Raw genomic sequence first — 24425 nt, forward strand, 5'->3', positions numbered from 1 at the left:
GACCAGCACATCGGGGCCCACACCAAGAGAAATCAGGCGGTGCGCAAGGCGGTTCGCGCGGGCATTGAGTTCGGCGTAGCTCAGCGCGTCATCGCCGAAGACCAGCGCAGGCGCCTGCGGCTTGAGCCTCGCATGCGCCTCGATCTGCCGTTGCACCGGCTGGGCATCCACGTGGCGCCGATCGTTCTCGCTCCACGCCGCGAGCTGCGCTCGCTCTGCAGCCCCCACCAGCGCCACATCCCCCACCGCCTGCTGCGGCTGCTCGACCAGCGCCCGCAGCACCGACAGGTAGTGCCCTGCCATCCGCTCCACCGTCTCTCGATCGAACAGCTCCGAGGCGTAGACCAGGCTCAGCGTCAACCGGTCATCGGGCGTCTCGCGGGCTTCCAGCACGAGCTCGAATTGCGCCTCTCCATCTGGCAGCGCGTGGTGCGCCACCTCGAGCCCCGGCAGCTGTGCCAGCGCCCGGTAGTCTTCGATCAGGTGGTTGAACATCACCTGGAACAGCGGGCTCTGGCTCAGGCTGCGCTGCGGCTGCAACGCCTCGACCAATTGCTCGAACGGCAGATCCTGATGCGTCTGCGCGCCCAGCACCGCCTCTTTCGCCTGCGCCACGACATCCGACAGGCGCATGCGGGCGCCGATACGGTTGCGCAGCACGAGTGTGTTGACGAAGAAACCGATGATGTTCTCCGCCTCGACCCCACGACGATTCGCCACCGGTGCGCCGACGCGAATGTCTTCCTGCCCGCTGTAGCGGTGCAGCAGCGCCTGGAAACCGGCCAGCAGCACCATGAACAGCGTGGCGCCCTCGGCTGCCGCAGCCCGGCGCAGGCCGGCCAGCAGTTCCCCGGGCACTTCGACGCCGTGGCGTGCCGCGCGGTAGCCGATACGGGCCGTGCGCGGATGGTCTGTCGGCAGCGCCAGCACCGGGTGCTCTTCGCCGAGCTGCGAGCGCCACCAGGCCAGCTGCCGTTCAGCCTCGCCCGCGGCCAGCCAGCCACGCTGCCACGCCGCATGATCGACATACTGGATGCGCGCCGCGACTCGGCGCGAAGGCGCCTCGCCCTTCAGCCGCGCGGCGTAGCCGGCGGCCAGCTCATCGAGCAGCACCTGCATCGACGCACTGTCGGAAATGATGTGATGCATCACCACCACCAGCAGGTGCGAAGTGTCCGACAGGCGGATCAACGCAACGCGCAGCAATGGGCCCAGCGTCAAATCGAACGGCGTGGCGTGCAGGCGCTGCGCCTCTTCTGCCGCACGCGTTTCGCGCTCGGCGACGGTCGCAAGGTTGCGCAGGTCGATCAGGCTCAGCAGCGGCGCCCACGACGGGCTGATCAGCTGCTCGGCCGTGCCGTCGCCCCCCGCCAGGAACACCGTGCGCAGCGACTCGTGGCGCGCGGCGATGTCTTCGAAGGCCGCATGCATGGCGGCGGCATCCAGCACGCCCGACAGGCGCAGAGCGCCGCTCATGTGATACGCCGTGCTCTGCGGCGCGAGCCTCCACAGGAACCATTGGCGCTCCTGTGCATGCGACAGCGGCAAGGGCTGCAGCCGGCGTTCGGCGGACAGTGGCTCGACGGCTGCGATGCCGGGCACCGGACTGTCCTTGCGGCTGCGCACGATGGCCGCGCAGGCAGCCAGCCGAGGGTGCTCGAAAAGATCGCGCAGCTCGAACCCGATACCCCAATGCCGGGCGATGCGCGCGCAAGCCTGAACCGCTGCAAGCGAATTGCCGCCCGAGGTGAAGAAGTGCGCGTCGTGCGCGAGCGCACGGTCTTCGGGCCACCTGAGCACGTCCTTCCAGATGGTCGAGACTGCCAGCCCGATTTCGTCGCGCACCGGCGCTTCCGGTTGGATGGAAGACCCGCCGCCGCCGTGCGTGAAGACACCACGTTCGTGGATCGCATAGGCATCGAGGCTGCGCGCCACGAGCCCTGCGCGGCACGCCTGGCGTTGCAGCTTGCCGCTCGACGTCTTGGGCAGCGCGCCCGGGTTGAGCAGCACCACGGCGGCAGGCGCCTCGCCGAACACCTCGCTGACAGCAGCACCCAGCGCGTCGACCAGCACATGCGGCGGCACGAGCTTCTGCATGCTGCGCGAAACCTCCGCGGCCACGCCGATGCCTTCGCCATCGGGACCCGACACCGCGAAGGCGGCGACACGCCCCTTGCGCACGGCATCGATCTCGGCCTCGACCGTGCGCTCGATGTCCTGCGGGTAGATGTTGTGCCCGCGTACGATGATCAGGTCCTTGATGCGGCCCGTGACGTAGAGCTGTCCGTCGTGCATGAAGCCGAGGTCACCTGTGCGCAGCCAGCGCCGACCTTCGTGCATGGCGAAGGTCTCGCCGGTCTCGCGCTCCTTGCCCCAGTAGCCGGCGCAGATGCTCGGGCCGCCGGCCCAGATTTCACCGACCCGGCCTGCGTCGAGCGCAGCCAGCGAACCCGGGTCGGTAATGCGCACCTCATGGCCGTCCGGCGCCGCACCGCAACCGACAAGCATCGTGCCCTCGGCGCTTTCCACGCCCTCGCCCCTGGCCAGCGCATCGGCGGAGAAAGTGCGCGCGACCAGTCCGGCGCCACGCCGGCCACCGGTGACGAACAGGGTCGCTTCCGCGAGCCCGTAGCAGGCATACACGGCATCGGGGCCGAAGCCCGCGGGCGCGAATCGCTCGATGAATTCGGTTTCGGTGTCGGCGCGCACCGGCTCGGCGCCGGTGTAGGCGACGCGCCATGTCGAGAGGTCCAGCCCCGCCAGCCGCGAGCCTTTCACGCGGTCGAGGCAGAGGCGATAGGCGAAGTCGGGGCCGCCGCTCAGGGTGGCCCGATGGCGCGAGATCAGCTCGAGCCAGCGCACCGGGCTCTCGAGAAAGTAGCGCGGCGAGGTCAGCACCAGCGGAATGCCGCTGTAGAGCGGCTGCATGAGGCCGCCGATCAAACCCATGTCGTGATAGAGCGGTGCCCACGACACGAACTTGTCGTCCGGCCCGATACCCATGCCGTCACGGATGGCGCGCTCGTTGGCGATGAGGTTGCCGTGGGTCACGATCACGCCCTTGGGAGCGGAGGTCGAGCCCGAGGTGTACTGAAGGAATGCGGCGGCGTCCGCCGCAGGAGAGAACGGCGCCCAGGCATCGGCGAGGGCGAGATCCACCTCGTCGACGGCGACCATTTCGGCCTGCGCGAACGCGTCGGCCGCATCGGTCATCGCGGCACGCATCTGCGCCGAGGTCAGCACGCAGCGCGCCTGCGAGTCTTCCGCAATGCCCGTCAGCCGCGCGAGATGCTGCGGCCGCATCGATTCGGGCGGAAACACCGGCACCGCGATCACGCCGGCATAGAAGCACGCCAGCATGCTCACTGCATAGTGGTCGTCGTTGTCCAGCATGACCAGGGCGCGCTCACCCTTAGCGAACTGCCGCTGCAGGCGGGCTGCCAGCGCGCGCACGCGCGTCTCGAAGACGGCGTAGGAGATCGGCTTCTCGAAGTAGGCGCCCTCTGCTTCGCCCGCCACCGTGAGCCAGACATCGTCCGGCCGGTCTTGCGCCAATGCCCGCAGGTGCTCCACGAAGTTCGCGGACATCGGGTGATGCCCCAGGTTCAGCGTCGTTGTCGCCGTGCGTGCCATCTCGCTCACTCCAGAAAATTAGAAAGGGCGCCGCCGGTGCCCTGACGGCAGCGTTCGCTCATGCCGGCGTGCTGACGCGCCACAGATCGACGCCCAGGCAACAGGCCTCGATGCCCGCGGGCGATGCGTCATGCAACCGCAAGAGATGCATACGGGCCTCCAGCCATGGACTGCCCCAGGCGGCGCGCCAGTGCGGCCAGGACCGCAGCCTCATGCTGGCGAATGAAGAAGTGGCCGCCGTCGAACCAGTCGAGCGAGAACGCGCCGCCGGCATGCGCCGACCAGGCCTCGATGCGCGCCGCGTCGATGTCGTCCTGCCGGCCCGCGAAGACATGCAACGGCATGGGCAGAGGCGCGTCCGTCGACACATATTCGAAGCTCTGGCAGACGCGGTAGTCCGCACCCAGCGTGTCGAGGGTGATGCGCATCAGCTCGGCACTGGCGAAGACCTCCTCGGGCGTGCCGCCCTGCTTGCGCAGATCGGCGATCAGCGCATCGTCGTCATGCGTGTCGGGAAGGCGGTCCGGATCGCGCTGGGACGGGGCGGAACTGCCCGACGCCAAAAGCGCCAGCGGCAATGGCCGGCCAAGCGTGCGCAGTCGCTGCGCGACGCCATGGGCCAGCAGCGCGCCCATGCTGTGGCCGAAGATCGCGAAGCTGCCCTGCATCGCGGCTGCCTGCTCCGAGCAGATCCGCTCGACCAATGCGTCGTAGGTCTCGACGAAGCGCTCGCCCATGCGCATGCCCCGGCCCGGCAACTCGACGGGCATGACCTCGATCCAGCGCGGCAGCAACTGCCGCCAGCGCAGATACATCGTTGCGCTGGCGCCCGCGCAAGGCAGGCACAGCAGCGAAACCCTCGCCGGCCCGGCCATCAGCCTGCGGCAGCTTCCGCGGAAGGCGCGCGATCCTGCGCGGCCATCCAGTCGCGCAGCGACCTGGGACGCATGTCGGTCCAGTTCTTCTCGACGAACTCGAGTGCAGCCTTCTTGTCGCCCTTCACGCCATCGACGGCCTTCCAGCCGCTGGGCACGGCCTTCCAGTGAGGCCAGATGGAATATTGCTCTTCCTGGTTGACCAGAACGATGAAGGTTTCGTCTTCGCGATCGAAGCAGCTGGTAGACATGGGCGGTCCTTGTGCGGTTGATGGAGGAAGCAGGCGGGCAATCGGGCCGGCGGGCGGCCGATTGCTGCGCTTCTGATCAACATGACGATCCGGGACCGAATCTGTTCACCCCGGGCTTCGGGGGCGGCAGGAAGGAGATTGGCTGGCGACGATCAGGCGTCGCGGCCGGGTTCCGTGTCTTCGGGGGCGGTCTGGCCCTGACTCTTCTTCCACGCATCGACGTCGATGGTGGGCGGCACGAGGCCGGCGAGCAGCCAGAGCCGCGCGGCCTTGTCGTGGGCCTCGCGATGGGCTGGGTCGGCGAGCAGCCATGTCACGAGTTCGACACGCGCGCGCTCGCCGAAATTTTCGCGATCATGCTCGCGCCGCACCCAGTCCCATGCGGTGCGCCAGATGAGGTCGTCTTGCTCTTGTGCCATGCGGGGTACGGTTTTACCTCACACCGGCCGGCAGGAGCCCCGCCCCAAAGAAAGTCAATCGTTCATCAGGTGGCGCATCGCGCCGATTGCTTCGTCCGCCTCGGCGATCAGGCGATTCACGAGCCCGAGCGCACAACCCATATGCGCCGCGATGTCGCGCTGCGTCAGCCCCTCGAGCCGGTACAGCTGGAAAGCCACGCGCGTCCTCGGGGACAAGGCGGCCAGCGCCTTCTCGATCATGCCCACGACCTGCCTGTCCCGCATCATGCGGTCCGGCGATGCCGGCCCCGGAACGTCGAGCGTCTCGACATCGACATCGAAGGTGCGGTAGGTGGCCTCGAGAGACTGGCGGCGGCAGTGATCGAGCGCCAGGTTGCGCACCACCTGGCAGCAATAGCCCATGGGCTTGTCGATCTGGCGACCGCAGGCGCCGTCAGCGATCCGGAGATAGGCCTCCTGCACGACGTCGTCGGCAAGGTCCGCGGTGCGAACGATCCTGCGGGCCACGTGGAGGAGTTGGGCCCGGTTGGCGACGAAAACATCCCCCAGCGAAGACTCGGACGAGAGTGACAGCATTTTTTACAGTTCCAGATTGGGCCAGGCATCGAATTTCGAAACGGCACGCGTCGGGCCCATTGGCGTGGCTGCGATCCATCCAGCTCTGGCGCCAGGGCCTCATATTTAAATAAGAATCATTAATATTTACAAAAGGATGACAGCGCAAATTTGCAGTTGTGTCCTTACCTGTAAAGACGTTTGGACGCACCAAACAGAGACAGCCCGCCGGCGCGCCGGATCCGCCGACCGGGCCCATCTAAAATCCCGCCCCTTTGCCCCGCTCCGCTTCCTGCCCTCTCATGAACATCGTCGTCAACGAAGAACTCAAGGCCTATATCGACCCCATGACGCCGGAGGAGCACGAAGCGCTGGAGCGAAGCATCCTGGCTGAAGGCTGCCGCGATGCGCTGGTGCTGTGGGGCGACGTCCTGGTGGACGGCCACAACCGCTACGGCATCTGCCAGAAACACGGCCTGCCGTTCAAGACGGTGCAGAACCCGCGCTTCAGGAGCATCGAGGACGTGCACCTCTGGATGATCGACCAGCACCTGGGCCGGCGCAGCATTTCAGACTTTCTTCGCGGCGTGCTGGCGCTGCGGAAAAAGGACATCGTCGAGCAGCAGCGCGCCCGCACCGCCACGGCGGAGCCGGCTTCGGCATCCGATGCTCCGTTCGACGTCGACCCGCCCGCCGAAGCCACGGTCGACGAGGGGGCGAATGCGTCCGCTCTGCCGCCACCGGCGCCTCTCAACAGCCGCGAAGCCATCGCCAGGGCTGCGCGCCTGAGCAGCAGCCAGGTCGGGATGATCGAGAAGATCCAGAAACAGGCAGCGCCTGAATTGGTGGCGGCCGTGAAATCGGGCGTGATTTCGATCAACACCGCGGCTGCCGTGGCCACGCTGCCGGCCGAGGAGCAGGTCTCGGCCGCGAACGCCGGCAAGGATGAACTCAAGCAGGCCGCCAAGCGCGTGCGCGAGTCGAAGAAGAAACCACGTGCAGATTCCGCCGAAGCATCTGCAGGCGAAGAAGAGCAGCTACAGCAGGCCGCGCCGGACGCGGTGCAAGCGCTCCAGCAACGCGTGGCTGAACTCACAACCGAAAATGAGTCCCTGCGCAGGCAGGTCGCCGAACTGCAGGCCCAGCTCGGCCACTGATGAGTCCGCTGGCCTGCCCAGGGCAAGCCGGCTTCCTTCTTACGGCTGGATCACGCTGATCTTCGCGCCAGACAGCGAGACGCCCGCCTCCAGGCCCACGTTCGTCATCACGAAGCCCACCACGGGCTGGCGCACGGTGTTCGTGTCGATGCTGCCGTTGGCCCCGATGGTCGCGAGCGCCACCGTTGCGTCAGCACCGGCCGTCCAGCCCTTGCTGTTGCGGAACTGGTCCAGCGCCGATTGCGTAGTGAAGAGATAGATCACCGCTTTCGACTGCGCGCCGGCCTGGAATCCCACGGAGCCGGCTGTGGTGCTGTAGTAGGACTGCGTGCGCCCGTTCACGCGCAAGGCGCCTCGCCCGTACTCGGCGCCCACGCCCACGCTGGCCCCCACCACGGCAGGGAACACCAGCACGCCGCTCGATTTGGCGACCAGCTCACGCGAGCCCTTCACGGAGTCGTACAGCCTGGACAGCGAGGCATCGACCTGCGCGTCGATGGAAGCGCGCGAGGACGCGCTGCTGGCCTGATCCTGCGGCCGCGTGGTGGTGCACCCGACGAATGCCAGGCTGCACGCCGCCACGATGGACGAAAACGCCAGCGTTCGGAAGTTCATGGCTTTCTTCATGACTGAATCCCCTTTGCTAAGAACCTGGATCGGCAATGAACGAAAACTCTGCCTGCAACGGCAGATCGGTTCATGCTAGTGCCGCCGAAACGGGGGGAATCCGGTTGAAGGCTTCGGCCTACGCAAGATCACGGTGTCGATGAACCGATGGCCGCTCGTCCTACCGAACTTGGCGCAATGTTCGTGCAATGCTGATTCGTAGCATCGCGGCTCTGGTGCGGATGGCTGCACACGGCCGCCCGCGATCTGGCACCGAACCGACTTCGCGCACTCCCATGACACTCGATCCCGCAAGGCTTCCGCGCCACTCGCGCGCCGGCAGCGCCCGCCGCCTTGAACTGCCGGACGCACTGCGCGGCTTCGCACTGATCTGTGTGCCCTTGCTCGCTCTGTTCTGCACTTCGATGCTCGAGCTCGCCGCGATGTTCGTCGTGCTGTCGGCCCTGCTCTTCGGCGTGAGCTTCGCGGCGCGGGTTGATCGACCTGGCAAGAAGACGGGAACCGCACGCCTGCTCGCCCGGCGCATGCTTAGGGACTCCGTTGCGTACCGGCACCTGTGGATCCGCCTGCTGATGGCGGCACTCGCAATCAGCCTCGTCGCGATCGCGCTACCGCACGGGGTCGCGCCGCTCGCACCGGCCGTGCTCCTGCCCTGCATCGCGGCATTCGTCCTGCTGTTCCAGCAGCGGCGCTGGCGCCAATGGCTGTGCAAGCTCGCCCCGATGGGACGCATGTCGCTTGCGAACTACCTTGTGCAGGCCTTGTTCGTACTCGGCCTCTTTCACGCGCTGGAGCCGCGCTTCGGGCTCCTGTTGGGCGTCTCCGTGCCCGGCGTTGCGCTTGCCATGCTGCAAGCTGTGTTCAGCTGCCGATGGCTTGCGCAGTCCCGTCCGAGACCCATCGCGTGGACACGTCTGGGCAAGCAGGCCGGCTGAGCCCGGCCTGCCCACTCCCCTGTCGCTCGCTCAGGGCAGTGCCGTGATGCGACCAATCGCCGGCGGCGCAAGCGGACTGTTCGCCTTGATGTAGGCCTCAAGGGCATCCACGTCCTGGTCGCCGCCGAGCGCGTCGGTGCCCTGGTTGAAGACGGTGAAGTTGTCGCCGCCCGTGGCCAGGAAGCTGTTCATTGTCACGCGGTAGCTGGTGGCGTCGACCATTGCAGTGCCGTTGAGCGACATGTTGGTGATGCGCGAACCGGCAGGCGCCGAAAGGTCGAAGGTGTATTTGAGGCTTGCGGAAGGCAGCAGTACCTTCGGCGAAGTCGTGGTGTTGGAGCCGCTATTGAACTGCTGTTCCAGCACTGCCTTGATCTGCGCGCCGGTCATGGTCTTCACCACGAGGCTGTTGCCGAAGGGCTGCACGGCGAAGATCTGGCCGTAGGTCACGCTGCCGTCGCCAGCAGGTGCGAGGTCGGCGCGCACGCCACCCGGGTTCATGAAGGCGATCTGCGCAGCCCCCTTGCCGACCGGGCTGGTTGCGGCCAGCTGCGCGTCGGCGATCAGGTCTCCCAGCACACTTTCCTTCGACTTCGGGTCCTGCGTACGCGTAGCCGTTGCCGTGAGCGAGCCCACCACACGCTGCACCAGCGGCCCGGCGATGGCAAGGTACTGGCTGATGAGTGCAGCCACTTCCTGGTTCTTGCCGAAGGTCGGGTACTGGTCGGTCAGCGCGACGGTGGTCGCGCCGCTGGTGTAGGCCTCACCTTGCACGATCACGTTGTCGGCAGCCTTGGCCGTCACCTTGCGCGTGCGGGTGTCGATAGTGAGGTTGATGTCGGTCAGCAGCGTGCCGTATTGGCCTGCGCTGGTCAGCAGGAAAGGCTTGGCCGGATTGGTCTTGCTGTAGTCGCAGATGTACGAACGGTGCGTGTGCCCCGAGATCACGACGTCGACCGCGCTGTCGAGCTTGTTGAGGATCGGCAGGATGTCGCCGCTCAGGCCCGTGCAGCTCTTGTCGTTGTAACCAACGGTGGTAGTGCCGCCTTCGTGGATGACGACAACGATAGCGTCAGCTCCCTGCGCCTTCAGCTGCGGGATCAGCGCGTTGGCCGTATCCGCTTCGTCCTTGAAGCTCAGGCCCGCGACGCCGGCGGGCGTCACGATGTTCGGCGTGCCCTTCAGCGTCATGCCGATGAAGGCCACCTTCACCGTGGCGCCGTCCTTCGTGAAGGTCTTCATGCCGGTGGCGGGGAACAGCGTGTTGCCGTCGCCCTTCACGGTGTTGGCCGCCAGGAAGCCGAAGTTGGCCCCGGGGAAGCTCTTGTTCACGCGGCAGGGCTCCAGCGCGGTGTTCTTGGTGCAACCACCGTTCTTCATGCGCAGAAGTTCGGTCTGGCCCTTGTCGAACTCGTGGTTGCCGACCGCGTTGAAGTCGATCTTCATCGCGTTGACAGCCTCGATGGTCGATTCGTCGAGGAAGAGCGCAGAGACCAGCGGCGAGGCGCCGATCATGTCGCCGGCCGACACCACGGCGTTGTTGGGGTTCTTTTCCTTCAGCGAGGCAATGGCCGAGGCCATGTAGGCCGCGCCACCGGCAGGCACCGGCACCGTGCCACCCGCCTTGGCGGGTGCGGTGATCGACAGCTTGGGCGGCTCGAGGTTGCCGTGCAGATCGTTGAAGGCAATGAGCTTCACGTCCACCGTGCCGGGCACGGCGGGAGCCGGCGCAGGTGCCGGCGGGTTGCTTGCCGTGGGTGGCGGCACGAAGGGAATGGTGGAATTGTTGTTGCTGCCGCCGCAAGCGGTCAGGGCTGCCATCACCACGCCGGCAAGGGCGAAGTGCTTCAACGATGTGTGCATGGGAACCTCTCTCCTTGGTTTTTGGAAATGCCGCAGCGGATGCTGGACATGGCACATGACGAGGCCATGAAGGCCCCATGACGGTGCGAGGAGACCGGGAGACAGGCCGTCGTCTTCTCAGGGCAGCTGGACGAGACGGATCGCGACGTCAGGTCCGAACGCCGCCTGCAGGAGCGCCCTTGCCTGCGCGCTGCGTTCGTCGGCCGGTGACTGCACTGCGAGCCAGCTCTCCGTCGCCCGGCGTTGCAGATGCCAGCCCTCCTGCCCGAGGAGGATGACGCGGGCCAGCGCCCCTGCGTCCGCCACCGGCAGCGCGGTGGGCGTGATGTCGAGCCAGTCGGTCACCTGGTCGCTCTCGCCGCCCAGGCGTGCAGCCGCCCCTTCCGCGAGTACGCGCTGCGTGGCGGCGTCCCGCACCGTTCCCTGCAACACGATGCCACCACCGTGCCAGCGGATTTCGAGCGACGGGGTTGTTTCAGCCGTGCGAGCCTCGGTGCCGCTGCCGGCAGTCAGGTACCACCCGACAACTGCCGCCAGGATCGCAAGGCAAGCCATTGGCACCGCGAGAATTCTTCTGATGGGCTTGGTCATTCGAGGCGCGAGCGTGCCACGCCGCACGTGACGCCGGTATGACGAGCGCTTCCGGCAGGCAGCCACGCCACCCGCACGGATAAACAAACACATTGGGGAGCCCCCGCGGGTCATCAGATTCCGATACGCTTGAGTTCCGTCCCCCGCATTCCCCAACACCCCGAGGAACGAAGCCATGGCAGCCAATGCGAAAGTCACAGGAAATGTCGAATACCGGGCCGGCGACGGCCCCCTGATCCTCATTCCCCAGGGCCCGATCGAGGTCCAGCTGGCGCCCGACAGCGCCGTGCTGAGCTGGGGAGACGGCGGCAGCGCGCAGACGACTGCGATCCCGATTGCCGAATACGAACGCTATCTGAGCGAGGGCGTGATCGAGCCCGACTGAAGAAGCAATGCACGCCGGCAGGCAGAAGTGCCACCCAATAAAAAACGGCCCCACGGGGCCGTTTTTTATTTCTGCATCGCGGCGCACGGCCACGATGCATCATCACTGCTTCTTACTTCTTCTTGGCAGCAACGGCCTTCTTGGCGGGTGCGGCGGCCTTCTTCGCTGCGGGCTTGGCAGCCACAGCCTTGCTGTCGGCCTTGCGCTTTGCAGCCTTCGGGTCCACGGCGGCCTTGAAGGCAGCGCCCGGCACGAACTTCGGCACCTTCTGTGCGGCGATCTTGATCTTGGTGCCGGCGCTGGGGTTGAAGCCCGAGCGTGCGGCGCGCGCCACTTGCTTGAAAGTGCCGAAGCCGACGATCTGGACGGGGTCACCCTTCTTCACTGCGGCGACGATCGAGCCGGTGACGGTCTCGAGGATGCGCGCGGCTTCTGCCTTGCTGACGTTGTGGGCGGCGACGATTTTTTCGACGAGTTCGATGCGGTTCAACTGAGTTCCTAGTAGGTTTGATTTCGCCATGTTGCCTATGGCGGCGCAGCACGAATACAAGCTGCAAGCGGCCCGGAGTGTATTCGACTGCGAGAGCCCGGATGTAACGCGGTCGCTTCAGACCTTCATCGATCAGCCTTCGATCAAGCCTTCTGCCCGCATTGCAGAGCGCACGGCGGGGCGATTCGCGATCAATTCCATGTAGCCGACTACCGCTGGCCAAGGGGAGAAATCGAGTCCCGCATGACGGCCGAGGCGCAGGATCGGATAGAGGTACGCATCGGCGACGGTGAAGTGCTCGCCGAGGATGTAAGGCCCCGGCTGAACCATCGATGCGATGCGATCGAAAGCCCGGGTGTCGGCGATCAGGCCGTGCTTGTAGCTTGCCGGCACATCGGGATCGAACATCGGCGCGAAACCCTTGTGCAGTTCGGTGGCCACGAAGCTCAGGGCTTCGGCCAGACGATAACGCGCCATGGTGCCGGCAGCCGGCGCAAGCTGCGAAGTCGGCGCGAGATCTGCGAGGTACTGCAGCACGGCAAGGCCTTCGGTGAGCACCGCACCGTCATCGAGTTCGAGCGCGGGCACCTTGCCCATGGGGTTGATCGGCAGGTAGTCCCGCCCGGTGGCGGGCAACGTCTTCGCCTCGAGATCTACGCGAACCATCTCCGCGCTCAAGCCGGCCTCGCGCAGCACGATGTGAGGGGACAATGAAGAAGCGCCGGGGCTGTAGAAGAGTTTCATGATCGGCTCCTGTTGGTGGTCAGATGGGTTGGGTTGTGTCGACGTGATCGATGTGCACGCCACGAATGGTGGCCGCGAGGGGCTTCATGAAAAAGCGGGTTGAAGGCACAAGATTGATGAGCCGGACTCACGAGTTGCCGATCTCGGAGGCCGATGCACGCGTGTTCGTGACCGTGGCCGACGCGGGCAGCTTCACCGCTGCAGCGGTCTTGCATTCGATGACACCGTCGGCCGTGAGCAAGGCCATCGGCCGCCTCGAAGCCGATCTTGGCGTGCAACTGCTGGCACGCACGACACGCGCCCTTCATCTGACCGAGGAAGGCACGGCGTTTCACGAACGCTGCGCACGAGCCTTCGATCTGCTGGCCGAAGCGGCGGAGGAAGCCAGTGCGGGCACGCTCGCCGTAGCTGGCACCGTACGCGTGGGGTTGCCACCGCTTTTCGGCACCTTCGTCGTCGCGCCGCTGCTGCCTGCACTGCTCGCGCAGCATCCGAAGCTGCGCATCGAGATCGTCTCGACCATGCGGCTGTCCGACATCTTCGACCTGGGACTCGATGTCGCGATCGCAGTGGGCGCCCTGCCCGATTCGAGTCTTGTGGCAAGGCCGCTCGGATATGGACAGTTCGTCACTGTCGCGGCACCTGCGTGTTTCAGGGAAGCACCGCGGCCGTCACGGCCCGAAGAGCTCCTCGCGCATCGGCGCCTGGCGTACACGCGGCCGGATGGTCGCGAAGAGCCATGGAGCTTCAAGACACCGGAGGGCCAGCTGCAGATCGAGACGAGAGCAGAAGTGCGCTCGGACGACATGCATCATCTCGCGGCGATGACGGTGGCAGGGCTTGGCATCGCGCACCTGCCGATGTTCGTTGTGAGCAAGCAGATTGCCAACGGCCGACTTGAAAGATTGCTGCAGGACTTCGAGCACACACCGAAGCCAGCATCGCTGGTCTATCCAGCGAGCCGGGCAATGCCACGCCGCGTACGCGTCTTCATCGACTTCCTGCTGTCGGGCAAGCATCAGCTTGCAGGCGTGATGCGCCAAGAAGCGCCAAGGCCAGGCGATTGAATGGGGAAGAGGAGAAAAGAGGAGCCAGAAAGTGAAAAGCCCTTGCAACTCATTGAGCTGCAAGGGCTTCTGACTGGCGGAGTGGACGGGACTCGAACCCGCGACCCCCGGCGTGACAGGCCGGTATTCTAACCAACTGAACTACCACTCCTGGTAGACAACGTTCGCTCCTTGCGGAACCGAGTGTTGACAACTCGTGCCTGCTTCACCGAAGTGAAACTGGCGACCCTACGGGGATTCGAACCCCGGTAGCCACCGTGAAAGGGTGGTGTCCTAGGCCTCTAGACGATAGGGTCAAAACCTTGGACGTGCTGCGATCAGCATCTCATACCTTCTCGACACTTTGGTGGAGGTAAGCGGGATCGAACCGCTGACCTCTTGCATGCCATGCAAGCGCTCTCCCAGCTGAGCTATACCCCCGTGTGGGTGTCGAGCCTCAAATTATAGCCCGAATTTCAGGCCTTTCTCAATCGTTCGATAACTTTTTCGCGGGAAAAAATTTCGAGGACTGAATCGAGGGACGGTGTTTGCGGTGTTCCCATCACAAGCACTCGTACTGGCATCGCTAACACCGGCATCTTCAATGCGTGTGTCGCGAGGACTTCCTTGATCATAACTGCGATCGAGGCCTTATCCCACGCGACCGTCATCAATTTTTCAGCGAGCGTTGCGATTGCAGGCTTCACTGCATCAGTGATGTGCTGCGTGCGATCGGCATCGCTCACGTTGATGTCCGCATAGAACGCAGCAGCCCAGTCGGCGAGTGCCACCGTGGTGTCGCAACGATCCTTGAACAACGCACAGATTGCAGGCAGGCGCTCGTCCGCAACGATGCCTCGCTTTTGCAACTGTGCTGCAACGAGCGGCGCGAGTTCATCGCCGCTCTTCGCCTTGATGTACTGCGCATTGACCCACGCAAGCTTGGCCGCGTCCCACTGCGCGGGGCTCTTCGACAGGTGAGAGCCGTCGAACCAGCTCACCATCTGCTCGCGGGTGAAGAGCTCATCGTCGCCGTGGCTCCAACCGAGGCGCGCGAGATAGTTGAGCATCGCTTCAGGCAGGTAGCCGTTGTCCTCGTAGGCAGTGACGCTCACTGCGCCGCGGCGCTTCGAGAGCTTCTGTCCATCGTCGCCAAGAATCACGGGAACGTGACCGAACTGCGGCAGCGGTGCGCCAAGCGCGCGGAAGATATTGATCTGCCACGGCGTGTTGTTGATGTGCTCGTCGCCGCGGAACACATGCGTGATGTTCATGTCCCAGTCGTCGACCACCACCGCGAAGTTGTAGGTCGGCACACCATCGGGCCGCAGGATGATGAGGTCGTCGATCTCGCGGTTGTTGATGGTGATCTCGCCCTTGACGAGGTCGTTCCACGTCACGTCGCCTTCGGGCGGATTGCAGAAGCGCACCACCGGCGGCACGCCTTCGGGCACGGGCGGCAGCACCTTGCCCGGCTCGGGACGCCAACGGCGGTCGTAGAGCGTCTTCTCGCCGCGCGCGCGTTGCGCCTCGCGCATCTCTTCGAGTTCGGCAGGCGTGCAGTAGCAGTGGTAGGCCGTGCCGGCCGCGAGCATCTGCGCGATCACTTCGCGATAGCGCTCCAGGCGCTGCATCTGGTAGATCGGGCCTTCGTCATATTCAAGACCGAGCCAGTGCATCGACGCGAGGATCTGGTCCGTCGAGTCCTGCGTGGAGCGGGCCACGTCGGTGTCCTCGATGCGCAGCACGAACTCGCCGCCGTAGTGGCGCGCGTAGGCCCACGAATAGAGCGCCGTGCGGGCCGTGCCCAGGTGAAGAAAGCCCGTGGGAGACGGTGCGATGCGGGTGCGTACTTTGCCGGTCATTTCGTTATCGTGAATACAGGGTGCTCAGGCCGCGCGTGAGGTCGGCCTTGATATCTTCGGCATGCTCGAGGCCGACCGCGAGTCGGATCAGCCCCTGGCCGATGCCGGCGGCCTGGCGCTGGGCCTCGGTCAAGCGTCCGTGCGAGGTGGTGCCGGGATGCGTGATGATGGTCTTCACATCGCCGAGGTTGGTGGCGACGCTCACCACGCGCGTGCTGTTGATGACATGGAATGCATTGGCGCGCGCAGTCTCGGGCGTGTCGCCAACCACGTCGAACGACACCACCGCGCCGCCCTGCCCCGACTGTTGCTGCATCGCCAGTTCGTGCTGCGCATGCGACGCAAGGCCGGGGTAGTACACGCGCGCGATGCCAGGCTGCTTCTCGAGCCATTGCGCAATGTCCAACGCATTGGCGCAATGCGCCTTCATGCGCACGCCGAGCGTTTCGATGCCCTTGAGCACGACCCACGCATTGAACGGCGCCAGCGCCATGCCGGCGGTGCGCACGATCGGTCCGAACACATCGACGATGAGCTTCGAAGGACCGCAGATCGCGCCCGCCATCACGCGGCCCTGCCCGTCGAGGTGCTTGGTGCCCGAGTGGATGACGAGGTCCGCCCCCAACTCGGCCGGGCGCTGCAGGATCGGCGTGCAGAAGCAGTTGTCGACCGCCAGCAACGCGCCCGCGGCATGCGCCACGTCGGCCAGCGCGCGGATGTCGCAGACCTCCGTGAGCGGATTGGTCGGTGTCTCGGCGAACAACAGCTTGGTGTTGGGCTTGACCGCCGCGCGCCATTCGGCCACGTCGGTCTGCGACACGAAGGTGGTCTCGACGCCGAACTTGGCGAACTCCTTGCCGAACAGGTTCAGCGTGGAGCCGAACACCGAGCGCGAGCAGATCACATGGTCGCCAGCCTTCAGCAGGCCCATGCACATCATGAGGATCGCGCCCATGCCGGTCGATGCGCCTATCGCCGCCTCGGTACCTTCGAGCGCCGCGATGCGCTGCTCGAAGCTGGTCACCGTCGGATTCGAGGTGCGCGAATAGGTGAAGCCAGGCTCGGTGCCCGCAAAGCGGCGCATCGAGGTCTCGGCATCGGGCTGCACGAAGCCGCTGGTCAGGAACAGCGCGTCGGAATGCTCGCCGTACTGGCTCGGCGCGAGCCCGGTGCGCAGCGCGAGCGTGTCGGGATGCAGGCCGGGTGGCAGGGTTCTTTCGTCGGACACTTCGTCGACTCTTATTCGCTGTGATTGGGGAGCGCGAGGCGCGAAGAATCTTCTTCGGTCTCTTCGATGCGGGGACGGTTGCCGTTCATGCGCGAGATGGCGTCGGTGTCGATGTCGCCGGTCACGTACACGCCGTCGAAGCACGAGGCGTCGAAGCCGTCGAGCTTGGTGTTGAGCGAGCCGATGGCGCGCTTCATGGCGTCGACGTCCTGGTAGATCAGCGCATCGCAGCCGATCAGCTCGCGCACTTCCTCGACGGTGCGGTCGTGCGCCACCAGTTCGTCCTTGGTCGGCATGTCGATGCCGTAGACGTTGGGGTAGCGCACCGGCGGCGCGGCGCTGGCCAGGTAGACCTTGCGGGCGCCGGCATCGCGCGCCATCTGCACGATTTCACGGCTGGTGGTGCCACGCACGATCGAGTCGTCGACCAGCAGCACGTTGCGGCCCTTGAACTCGCTGCCGATCACGTTGAGCTTCTGGCGCACCGACTTCTTGCGCACGCCCTGCCCCGGCATGATGAAGGTGCGGCCGACATAACGGTTCTTCACGAAGCCTTCGCGGTACGGCACGCCCAGCAGGTGCGCGAGCTGCGTGGCGCTCGGGCGGCTCGACTCGGGGATCGGGATGATCACGTCGATCTGGTTCGGCGGCACGGTCGACACCACGCGCTTGGCCAGCGTCTCGCCCAGGTTCAGGCGCGCCTGGTAGACCGAGATGCCGTCGAGCACCGAGTCCGGACGAGCCAGGTACACGAATTCGAAGATGCAGGGGTTCAGCGTCGGCGCCTCGGCGCACTGCATCGAATGCACGTTGCCTTCGAGGTCGATGAACACGGCCTCGCCGGGGTTGATGTTGCGCTCGAACACATGGCCCGAGCCTTCCAGCGCGACCGATTCGCTCGCCACCATCACGGTGCCGTCGGCGCTGCGGCCCATGCACAGCGGACGAATGCCGTACGGGTCGCGGAAGGCCAGCAGGCCGTGGCCGGCGATCAGCGACACCACAGCGTACGAGCCGCGCAGGCGCTTGTGCATGTTCTTGACCGCGGCGAACACTTCGGCCGGGTGCAGTGGCACTCCGCGCGAGGAGCGCTCCAGTTCGTGCGCCAGCACGTTGAGCAGCACTTCGGAGTCGCTCTCGGTGTTGGTGTGGCGGTGGTCGGTGGAGAACAGCTCCGAACGCAGCGCATGCGCGTTGGTCAGGTTGCCGTTGTGCACGAGCACGATGCCGAACGGCGCATTCACGTAGAAGGGCTGGGCCTCTTCCTCGCTGTACGCATTGCCGGCGGTCGGGTAGCGCACCTGGCCGAGGCCCACGTTGCCCGGCAGCGCGCGCATGTTGCGCGTGCGGAACACGTCGCGGACCATGCCCTTGGCCTTGTGCATGAAGAACTTGCGCTCGAGCAAGGTCACGATGCCAGCGGCGTCCTGGCCGCGGTGCTGCAGGAGCAGCAGCGCGTCATAGAGCAGCTGATTGACGGGTGCGTTGCTGACAACGCCGACGATTCCACACATGAACGATTCCTCTCAGGGCAGGTAGCTTGCCAACTTTTCAGGCAGCGAGGGCTTGAGGCCCTGCAATGCCGCATCGAGAACAATGGCGCTGCGCGATTCGTGCCACCAGGCACTGTCGCTCAACACCAGCAAATGAACAACGACGGCCAGCACGAGCAAGGCCACCGCCCCCCGTGCCGCACCGAACGCGGCTCCCAAAATACGGTCCACCGGCCGCAGACCCACGACCGTGATCAACTTGCGCGTAAGCGCTGCCACCAGCCCCACGCCAAACACCACCGCCACGAACACCAGCACGAAGGCCAGCGGATAGCGCCAGGCCCCCTGCGGGTCGCCGAACGGCAGCCACGCCGCCACGCCCGAAGCCAGCCATTGCGCGGCAATGAAGGCGGCCACCCATCCGATCAGCGAAATCACTTCGAACACCAGCCCGCGCATCAGGCCGAAAAGCATCGACACCCCGATGAGCGCGACGGCGATCCAGTCGAGCAAGGCCACGGCAACAGCGACAGCGGGCGACTACGGCCCTTACAACGTGAGGATCGCGGCCGACAAAGACAAGCCCTTGACCTTCTCGGCCGCGCGGTCGGCGTCGGCACGCGAGCTGAAGGGGCCGACACGCACACGCGTGCGTTCGCCGTCGGCCGTCTTGGCTACGTGCACATAGGTCTTGAGGCCGGCCTTTTCGAGCTTCTGGCGCACTTCGCGCGCCTTGTCGGCATCGGCGAAGGCGCCGACCTGCACCACGAAACGGCCGCCTTCGTCGGCTGCGGCGGGCTTGGCCGCGGCAGTGGTGACGGGCTTGCCTTCGAGCAGTGCACGGGCACGGGCGCCATCGTCCACGGCAGCGGGCTTGGGCTTCGCCTCGGGCTTGGCTTCCGGCTTCGGCTTTGCCTCTGGCTTGGGTTCCGGCTTGTGTTCGGGCTTCGGCTCCGGTTTGGGCTCGGGCTTCGGCTTGGGTTCAGGCTTGGGCTCCACGGCCGCGACGGGCGGCGTGGCGGGCAAAGGCTTGCCGGGGTCGATCACTGTGCCGTCGGCAGTCTCGGTGATCATGCCGCTGGACGAGGACGAAGCCGAGGCCACGCGCGAACTGCCACTGTTGTCGGGCGCGGCCGGCGCGGTGCTTACGGCAGGCGCCGGCGTGGCGGGCACGGGCAGCGGCTTGACCTTGTTGCGGTCCGGAATCTCGATGGGAATGTCGACCGATACGGGGCGCGGCTGTGTATCGAACAGCAACGGGAAACCGATCACGCCCAGCAGCACCAGCACCGCAGCACCGAGCAGCCTGTGGCGCGCTCGCCGACGCATGGTTTCGACACTTTCCGCGGGAACGGCGGCCGGGGCGCCTCGTCCTTCGTTGCCTTGCTGGCCGCGCGTGCGGAACTTGAAAAACGCCATGAAGTTCGATCCCTGAAGGAGTGCAGCGAGGTGGTGCCAGATGGTGTGGACAGCCCGACGATCAGCCGCCCGGCGACAGGTGTTTGGCTTGCAGCCGGGGGGTTCCGTTTTCGAGCACGCCACCCACGGTGAAGAACGATCCGAAGACCACGATTCTATCAGCGGGCCCTGCCTGCTCGATGGCTGCGCGCAACGCCTCCATCGGGCCTGCATGCACGCTGCCCGAGGCGTCGGCGCGCGTGTTCTGCGCCTGCCAGCTGGCCAGCAGGTCGGCCGCCTTGGCGGCGCGCGGCGTGGGCAGGTCGGTGAAGTACCAGCGGTCGATCAGCGGCCCGATGCGCGCGAGGATCGGTGCGAGGTCCTTGTCGGCCATCACGCCGAACACGCCGTGCGTGGTCGGATAGAAGCCCATTGCGTCGAGGTTCTCGGCCAGCGCGGCCACGGCGTGCGCGTTGTGCGCCACGTCGAGCACCAGCGCCGGCTCGCCCGGCACGATCTGGAAGCGGCCCGGCAGCTCGACCATCGCAAGCCCGTTGCGCACGGCCTGGGCGGTGATCGGCAACTGCGGCCGCAACGCCTCCAGCGCAGCCAGCACGCCGGCCGCGTTGATGAGCTGGTTGGCCCCGCGCAAGGCCGGATAGGCCAGCCCGCTGTAGCGCCGCCCGCGCCCCGACCAGCCCCACTGCTGCTTGTCGCCCGACACGTTGAAGTCGACGCCGAAGCGCCAGAGGTCGGCGCCGACGGCGTTCGCATGGTCGATCACGCTCTGCGGCGGCACCGGGTCACTCACGACCACAGGCTTGCCCGGGCGCATGATCCCGGCCTTCTCGAAGCCGATGCTCTCGCGGTCGGGGCCGAGGTACTCCATGTGGTCGAGGTCGATGCTGGTGATGACGGCGCAGTCGGTGTCGATGATGTTGACCGCGTCGAGCCGCCCGCCCAGGCCGACCTCGAGAATCGCCACGTCGGGCTTTTCCTCGATCATGCAGTGCAGGATGCCGAGCGTCGTGAACTCGAAGTAGGTCAGCGCCATCTCGCCGCGCGCCTTCTCCACCACTTCGAAGCTTGCTATCAGTTTGGAAGCATCGACGGCTTCGCCCTTGAGCCGCAGTCGCTCCTCGAAGCGCACCAGGTGCGGCGAGGTGAACACCGCCGTGCGGTAGCCCGCGTGCGTCAGGATCGATTCGAGCATGGCGCAGGTCGAGCCCTTGCCGTTGGTGCCCGCCACCGTGATGACGGGGCAGCCGAAGCGCAGGCCGAGGCGCTGCGCCATCTCTTTGGCGCGCTCCAGCCCGAGTTCGATGTTCTTGGGGTGAAGTTGCTCGGCGCGCGCGAGCCAGTCGTTCAGGGTTTCCATGGAGGCGGGCATTGTCGCCGACCCGTCGGCCGGGGCATCATCGCGGCCATGACAACCCTATACGGCATTCCGAACTGGGACGAATCCTGCGCCTTTCCGGGCTTTTCTCTAGCTTAGTCAGGCTCGACTTTTTCATTGGTACAGAAGGAAAATTTCCTGACTACGGAATTCCGTGGCTTTCCGGTTCTTAACCTTCCACCTAGCGAGATTTCTAGCTATGACCAACTTCAATCTGACCATTGGCGCTCCGTCCTCTACCCGCCTCAGCGGCGTTGTTGCGACCAAATACACGAGCGCTCCGAAGAGCAACCAATTTGAGGCGACGGTGAACGGCACCCCGTCCCCAGCCTGGACGACCGAGGGGCGCGGAAGCCACTACGTGTACTTCAAGGACGGCGCGACGCTTTACTACGTCAAAGTGGCCGGTCCCGGCGAACTCACGGCAGCCCGGCAAGCCCTCGTGATCACAACGGACGAATGGGAAAAAGCGCAGCGGCCCGCCTCCGAGGCCAACAAGCCCAGCCGTCGCCGCGTCAAGAAGGCATAACCATGGAACACTCGCGCGCCAAGAAGGCCACCGTCATGCACTTCACCGAGCGTCGGGTGGCCGACGCCGCGCCGGGAGAGCATGCTGACGATGAAGTGAAGTACCTGCGGCTGTACGTGTCCGACAAGGGCGTCAGGACATTCGGCATCTACAAATGGGTGGCCGACCGAGGGCACGCCGTTCGGCGCTCGCTCGGGCGGGCGGGTCCGGGCGAAATGACTGTGGAAGAAGCCAGAGACGCGGCCATGGCTGCGTACAGCCAACTTCGCAAGGGAGAAGACGCCAAAGAAGCCTCCATGACCCTCAAGGATGCGCTCGACCGGTACACCAAGCGATTGAAGAAGGATGGCAAGAAGCAGCCGCTGTGGGCAGACGAGATATTCAATCGCGTCTACAAGGACTGGCTCAGCAAGCCACTCTCGAAGATCACGCAAGAAATGGTCGAAACCCGGCAAGCAAACATCGCCAAGGATCGCGGCCAGGGGGCCGCCACCCGGGCGCTCAAAGCCTTCCGCGCCGTCTATGCGAATGCGATCAAGAAGGAGAAGTACAGAGGCGAAAACCCCGGCAAAGCCGTCGATCTGGTCGAGTCGAAGCCTCGTGAGCGCGTGCTCTCGGCGCAAGAACTAGCGCAGGTCATCGAGGCGCTCGACGCTGATGAATTCGCAGGCACCTACGTTCGCCCGTTCTTCAAACTGCTCATGCTCACCGGCGTTCGGTGGGGCAACCTATGCTCGGCAAGCTGGGACGACGTGCACTTGGACGATGGCGAGTGGGTCATTCGGGCCGAAGACAGCAAGAGCAAGCACGAAATGCACATCCAACTGATCCCGGACGCCATCGCCCTCTTCCAAGAGCAACGCAAGCGGCACCCCGAGTCGAAATGGGTGTTCCCGTCCCCTAAAGACTCCAAATCGGGCCATTTAGTCGAGCCCACCTACGCGTGGGCTCGAGTCCGTGAATTGGCAGGCCTGAAGAAGCACGCGACGCTGCATGACCTCCGCCGCACCTTCGGCTCGCGTCTACTGAGCGCAGGCGAGTCGATGGAACTGGTCGCCGCAGCCCTCGGCCATCGCGATCCGGCCGTGACAGCCCGTCACTACGCGTTCATGGAGAAGCAGGCCGTCCGGGAGGGCATCCGCCGCGCGCTGGGCTGAATCAGCTTTTGAGTTTGCACGCAGTTATGGACGTGAAAACTGGTCGCGCGAACTTCGTGTCTTTGAGTTTGAGCAGCTCTGCGGCCGAGTTAAGGCACAGAAGCTCTGTTTTTCCCGAGACACTCACAGGACCGCCGAAAAACTCATCCCGCAGCACCGCCTCGTACGGGAGCAGGGAAGCGACGCTTGTTTCTGAACAAGCGAACTTGATCCCGTTTGTCGTCATGCCTTCGGCGACCTGCTTCTTGGACGCTTCGTCATAGGCCCGGCACAGTTCAGCAGATGCGAAGTTCACTTGAACCATCGGCTCCGCGCTCATCGTGAATCTCATGTATTTCGCGCCCTCGGGGGTCTGGGCCACCGCGACGGTCGCGAGCGAAGCCAACACTGCACAAAACAACGTCTTCATCGCCTTCTCCTTCTGTTAGACGCGGATCGTAAGTTGAAGGTTTTGGATGCCGCTAGTCCAATACAGGGCTCACCCCAGTTGCATCGAATTTGGGCATCTGTCATAAATCGTTACCAACAATGAGGAGTGATCATGGCTTTTGTTTCGAGCGCCGACCTTCAATACAAGGATTACAAATGGACTGCGATCAGCAGCAATGATGATCCACGGGTCACAGGCAAACCCGACTCCACGCTGCTAAATCGACATGAAGGCTACGAGGTGCTTCATTTTCTGAATCGCATCTCCAAGAGCAAGGAAGGCGCGCTTAAGGCTGAACGCATGATCAGAAACCACCTTCCAGGAGAAGTGCGGAGCCATCGGAATGTTCTTCAATGGTTGATCGATAACTGGGCCAAGTACCACTAGTCGTCCAGCACTCGACGCTGCCGGCGTGGATCAGCCAGCAGATTCGCCGGATCAATCTCTCGCCGCAGGTACTTGATCTTGATGTTCAGCGCCGTGTCCGGATCGAGCCCGACATAGCAGCAGTGATGGATGAACGTGGGGCTGAGCACGTAATCAAGGTCGTCGTCTCGCAGCCCCTGAAGGATGATCGCGAGCATCAGTTCCTGACACGCCTCGATAGGTGTGCTCGGGAGCCCGGCCTCTAGGGGCGCTCCGCGACGCCCGGGGCTACCTACCCCCTCCCCTTCGGATTTCGACGCGCTCGCGGCACGGATTTCTGGCTGCGCGGGCGTCTCTCCGGGTAGTAAAGCCGGGACGTAGCCCGGGCGCGAGGCGTATTTTGGGGAGAACACTGTTGAGTCCTCAATGGACGCGCGACGACGCAGCGTGATCAACCCGCGCAGCGCTCTCCGCGAGCCTCGGCGCATGGTGAATGATCGTCATGAACTTGGGATCGAAACCATCACGGTCTAGCGCCACCAGTGACGACAGAAGCGCTTCACCCACAGCCCCGCTCTCGTCCGTCGCATCAAGCCGATGGAGCGCAGAAACCCATGAACCGTCCGGGTTGGTTCGCGTCGGCTCGGCCCAGTAGCCTCCCTCCGCATCTCGATACAGATCGTTGCGGCAAAGCAGCCCCGCCACGACGAAAGCGCCGAGGTAGGCAACGTGTGTTAGATCACCAGCCGGTCGCGTCATTGCCTTGGTCCCGCTGCGCCAACTTTGCGGCGACCGCCGTGGCTGCACCCTCGATCGCAACGCGTTCGGGGTCTACCTTGACGCTCTCGGGGTTGAAAATTTGATTGGTCCAGACTGGGCGCGCGGGGCGCTCGATCTGCTTGCGCGCTTCGATCAGTCGGTGGGCCTCTGCGATCATCCATTGCTGGAGTTCCGCCTGAGACATGGCGGCACTGCGCTTGATGGGAATCACC

General features: G+C 65.0%; 27 protein-coding genes and 3 tRNA genes. 7 read left to right on the forward strand and 23 right to left on the reverse strand.

From position 1 onward, the window contains the following. From EJO71_RS00005 to EJO71_RS00025, 5 genes are all read right to left on the reverse strand, one after another. Positions 1-3633 (reverse strand): condensation domain-containing protein (locus EJO71_RS00005; protein WP_125947386.1); only part of this gene is annotated, 3633 nt, incomplete at its 3' end. A gap of 128 nt (positions 3634-3761) precedes the next feature. Further along, a complete protein-coding gene (locus EJO71_RS00010) occupies positions 3762-4508 on the reverse strand; it encodes an alpha/beta fold hydrolase (RefSeq protein WP_125947385.1) in 747 nt (248 codons plus the stop codon). Beyond that, entirely contained in the window at positions 4508-4759 is a 252-nt protein-coding gene (locus EJO71_RS00015; protein ID WP_125947384.1) for an MbtH family NRPS accessory protein, read from the reverse strand. The genes EJO71_RS00010 and EJO71_RS00015 overlap by 1 nt, the downstream gene beginning before the upstream one ends. A 152-nt stretch (positions 4760-4911) precedes the next feature. Next, a complete protein-coding gene (locus EJO71_RS00020; RefSeq protein WP_125947383.1) occupies positions 4912-5178 on the reverse strand; it encodes a DUF4880 domain-containing protein in 267 nt (88 codons plus the stop codon). Between the two features lie 54 nt (positions 5179-5232). Further along, positions 5233-5754 (reverse strand): sigma-70 family RNA polymerase sigma factor, encoded by a 522-nt coding sequence (locus tag EJO71_RS00025; RefSeq protein WP_125947382.1) that lies wholly within the window; start codon positions 5752-5754, stop codon positions 5233-5235. Positions 5755-6035: 281 nt separating this feature from the next. Between EJO71_RS00025 and EJO71_RS00030 the strand changes: the two genes are divergently transcribed. After that, positions 6036-6890: a plasmid replication/partition related protein gene (locus EJO71_RS00030; RefSeq protein ID WP_125947381.1), complete on the forward strand. Its 855-nt coding sequence runs from the start codon at positions 6036-6038 to the stop codon at positions 6888-6890. Between the two features lie 39 nt (positions 6891-6929). On the opposite strand, the gene EJO71_RS00035 is transcribed toward EJO71_RS00030, so the two are convergent. Beyond that, positions 6930-7505 (reverse strand): YSC84-related protein, encoded by a 576-nt coding sequence (locus tag EJO71_RS00035; RefSeq protein ID WP_240651271.1) that lies wholly within the window; start codon positions 7503-7505, stop codon positions 6930-6932. Positions 7506-7792: 287 nt separating this feature from the next. Here EJO71_RS00035 and EJO71_RS00040 point away from each other — a divergent pair, with 287 nt between their 5' ends. Continuing rightward, positions 7793-8452: a DUF418 domain-containing protein gene (locus EJO71_RS00040; protein WP_206168989.1), complete on the forward strand. Its 660-nt coding sequence runs from the start codon at positions 7793-7795 to the stop codon at positions 8450-8452. A gap of 30 nt (positions 8453-8482) precedes the next feature. Here EJO71_RS00040 and EJO71_RS00045 read toward each other — a convergent pair whose 3' ends face one another. Then, positions 8483-10315, reverse strand: coding sequence for a bifunctional metallophosphatase/5'-nucleotidase (locus tag EJO71_RS00045; protein WP_125947378.1), 1833 nt, complete (start codon positions 10313-10315; stop codon positions 8483-8485). A 117-nt stretch (positions 10316-10432) separates the two neighbouring features. Next, positions 10433-10906, reverse strand: coding sequence for a hypothetical protein (locus EJO71_RS00050; RefSeq protein WP_125947377.1), 474 nt, complete (start codon positions 10904-10906; stop codon positions 10433-10435). 175 nt (positions 10907-11081) lie between these two features. On the opposite strand from EJO71_RS00050, the gene EJO71_RS00055 reads away from it, so the two are divergent. Further along, positions 11082-11291 (forward strand): hypothetical protein, encoded by a 210-nt coding sequence (locus EJO71_RS00055; protein ID WP_125947376.1) that lies wholly within the window; start codon positions 11082-11084, stop codon positions 11289-11291. Between the two features lie 112 nt (positions 11292-11403). Here the strand turns inward: EJO71_RS00055 and EJO71_RS00060 are convergent, their stop codons facing one another. Continuing rightward, positions 11404-11781, reverse strand: a complete 378-nt coding sequence (locus EJO71_RS00060; protein WP_125947440.1) for an HU family DNA-binding protein — start codon at positions 11779-11781, stop codon at positions 11404-11406. 132 nt (positions 11782-11913) lie between these two features. Further along, on the reverse strand, positions 11914-12525 hold the full coding sequence (gene gstA / locus EJO71_RS00065) for a glutathione transferase GstA (protein WP_125947375.1): 612 nt from the start codon (positions 12523-12525) through the stop codon (positions 11914-11916). Between the two features lie 86 nt (positions 12526-12611). On the opposite strand from gstA, the gene EJO71_RS00070 reads away from it, so the two are divergent. After that, a complete protein-coding gene (locus EJO71_RS00070) occupies positions 12612-13592 on the forward strand; it encodes a LysR family transcriptional regulator (protein ID WP_164546740.1) in 981 nt (326 codons plus the stop codon). A gap of 74 nt (positions 13593-13666) precedes the next feature. Here the strand turns inward: EJO71_RS00070 and EJO71_RS00075 are convergent. The 9 genes from EJO71_RS00075 to folC all read right to left on the reverse strand — a co-directional run bounded on the left by EJO71_RS00075 (position 13667) and on the right by folC (position 20945). Further along, positions 13667-13743, reverse strand: a tRNA-Asp gene (locus EJO71_RS00075). A 69-nt stretch (positions 13744-13812) separates the two neighbouring features. Beyond that, positions 13813-13888 (reverse strand) — tRNA-Glu (locus tag EJO71_RS00080). 48 nt (positions 13889-13936) lie between these two features. Then, positions 13937-14012 (reverse strand) — tRNA-Ala (locus EJO71_RS00085). Positions 14013-14047: 35 nt separating this feature from the next. After that, entirely contained in the window at positions 14048-15436 is a 1389-nt protein-coding gene (gene gltX / locus EJO71_RS00090) for a glutamate--tRNA ligase (protein WP_125947373.1), read from the reverse strand. Between the two features lie 4 nt (positions 15437-15440). After that, positions 15441-16664, reverse strand: coding sequence for an O-succinylhomoserine sulfhydrylase (locus tag EJO71_RS00095; protein ID WP_125947372.1), 1224 nt, complete (start codon positions 16662-16664; stop codon positions 15441-15443). Positions 16665-16675: 11 nt separating this feature from the next. Continuing rightward, the gene (purF, locus tag EJO71_RS00100; RefSeq protein WP_125947371.1) at positions 16676-18178 is read right to left on the reverse strand and encodes an amidophosphoribosyltransferase; all 1503 of its coding nucleotides are present in this window, start codon (positions 18176-18178) and stop codon (positions 16676-16678) included. A gap of 12 nt (positions 18179-18190) precedes the next feature. Then, positions 18191-18676 (reverse strand): CvpA family protein, encoded by a 486-nt coding sequence (locus EJO71_RS00105; RefSeq protein WP_093051684.1) that lies wholly within the window; start codon positions 18674-18676, stop codon positions 18191-18193. A gap of 30 nt (positions 18677-18706) precedes the next feature. Next, positions 18707-19576, reverse strand: coding sequence for an SPOR domain-containing protein (locus EJO71_RS00110; protein WP_125947370.1), 870 nt, complete (start codon positions 19574-19576; stop codon positions 18707-18709). A 61-nt stretch (positions 19577-19637) separates the two neighbouring features. Then, complete coding sequence (folC, locus tag EJO71_RS00115) at positions 19638-20945, reverse strand: bifunctional tetrahydrofolate synthase/dihydrofolate synthase (RefSeq protein ID WP_125947369.1); 1308 nt, start codon at positions 20943-20945, stop codon at positions 19638-19640. Positions 20946-21150: 205 nt separating this feature from the next. Here folC and EJO71_RS00125 point away from each other — a divergent pair, with 205 nt between their 5' ends. Together EJO71_RS00125 and EJO71_RS00130 are read left to right on the forward strand one after the other, a co-directional pair. Continuing rightward, positions 21151-21480: a hypothetical protein gene (locus EJO71_RS00125; RefSeq protein WP_125947368.1), complete on the forward strand. Its 330-nt coding sequence runs from the start codon at positions 21151-21153 to the stop codon at positions 21478-21480. 2 nt (positions 21481-21482) lie between these two features. Next, positions 21483-22637, forward strand: a complete 1155-nt coding sequence (locus EJO71_RS00130) for a tyrosine-type recombinase/integrase (RefSeq protein WP_164546739.1) — start codon at positions 21483-21485, stop codon at positions 22635-22637. 1 nt (position 22638) lies between these two features. Here EJO71_RS00130 and EJO71_RS00135 read toward each other — a convergent pair whose 3' ends face one another. After that, positions 22639-23046, reverse strand: coding sequence for a hypothetical protein (locus EJO71_RS00135; RefSeq protein WP_125947366.1), 408 nt, complete (start codon positions 23044-23046; stop codon positions 22639-22641). A 132-nt stretch (positions 23047-23178) separates the two neighbouring features. Between EJO71_RS00135 and EJO71_RS00140 the strand changes: the two genes are divergently transcribed. Continuing rightward, positions 23179-23454, forward strand: a complete 276-nt coding sequence (locus tag EJO71_RS00140; RefSeq protein WP_125947365.1) for a hypothetical protein — start codon at positions 23179-23181, stop codon at positions 23452-23454. Here EJO71_RS00140 and EJO71_RS00145 read toward each other — a convergent pair. The 3 genes from EJO71_RS00145 to EJO71_RS00155 form a co-directional block, all read right to left on the reverse strand. Beyond that, positions 23451-23651, reverse strand: a complete 201-nt coding sequence (locus EJO71_RS00145; RefSeq protein ID WP_125947364.1) for a hypothetical protein — start codon at positions 23649-23651, stop codon at positions 23451-23453. The genes EJO71_RS00140 and EJO71_RS00145 overlap by 4 nt on opposite strands. A gap of 205 nt (positions 23652-23856) precedes the next feature. Beyond that, positions 23857-24192 carry a hypothetical protein gene (locus tag EJO71_RS00150; protein ID WP_125947363.1) on the reverse strand — a complete coding sequence of 112 codons (336 nt, stop codon included), beginning with the start codon at positions 24190-24192 and terminating at the stop codon, positions 23857-23859. Then, positions 24173-24424, reverse strand: coding sequence for a hypothetical protein (locus EJO71_RS00155; RefSeq protein WP_125947362.1), 252 nt, complete (start codon positions 24422-24424; stop codon positions 24173-24175). Before EJO71_RS00155 ends, EJO71_RS00150 begins: the two co-directional genes overlap by 20 nt. Between the last annotated feature and the right edge of the window lies 1 nt (position 24425).

Source organism: Variovorax sp. 679 (assembly GCF_003952185.1).
In the GTDB taxonomy this organism is placed as follows: Bacteria; Pseudomonadota; Gammaproteobacteria; order Burkholderiales; family Burkholderiaceae_C; genus Variovorax.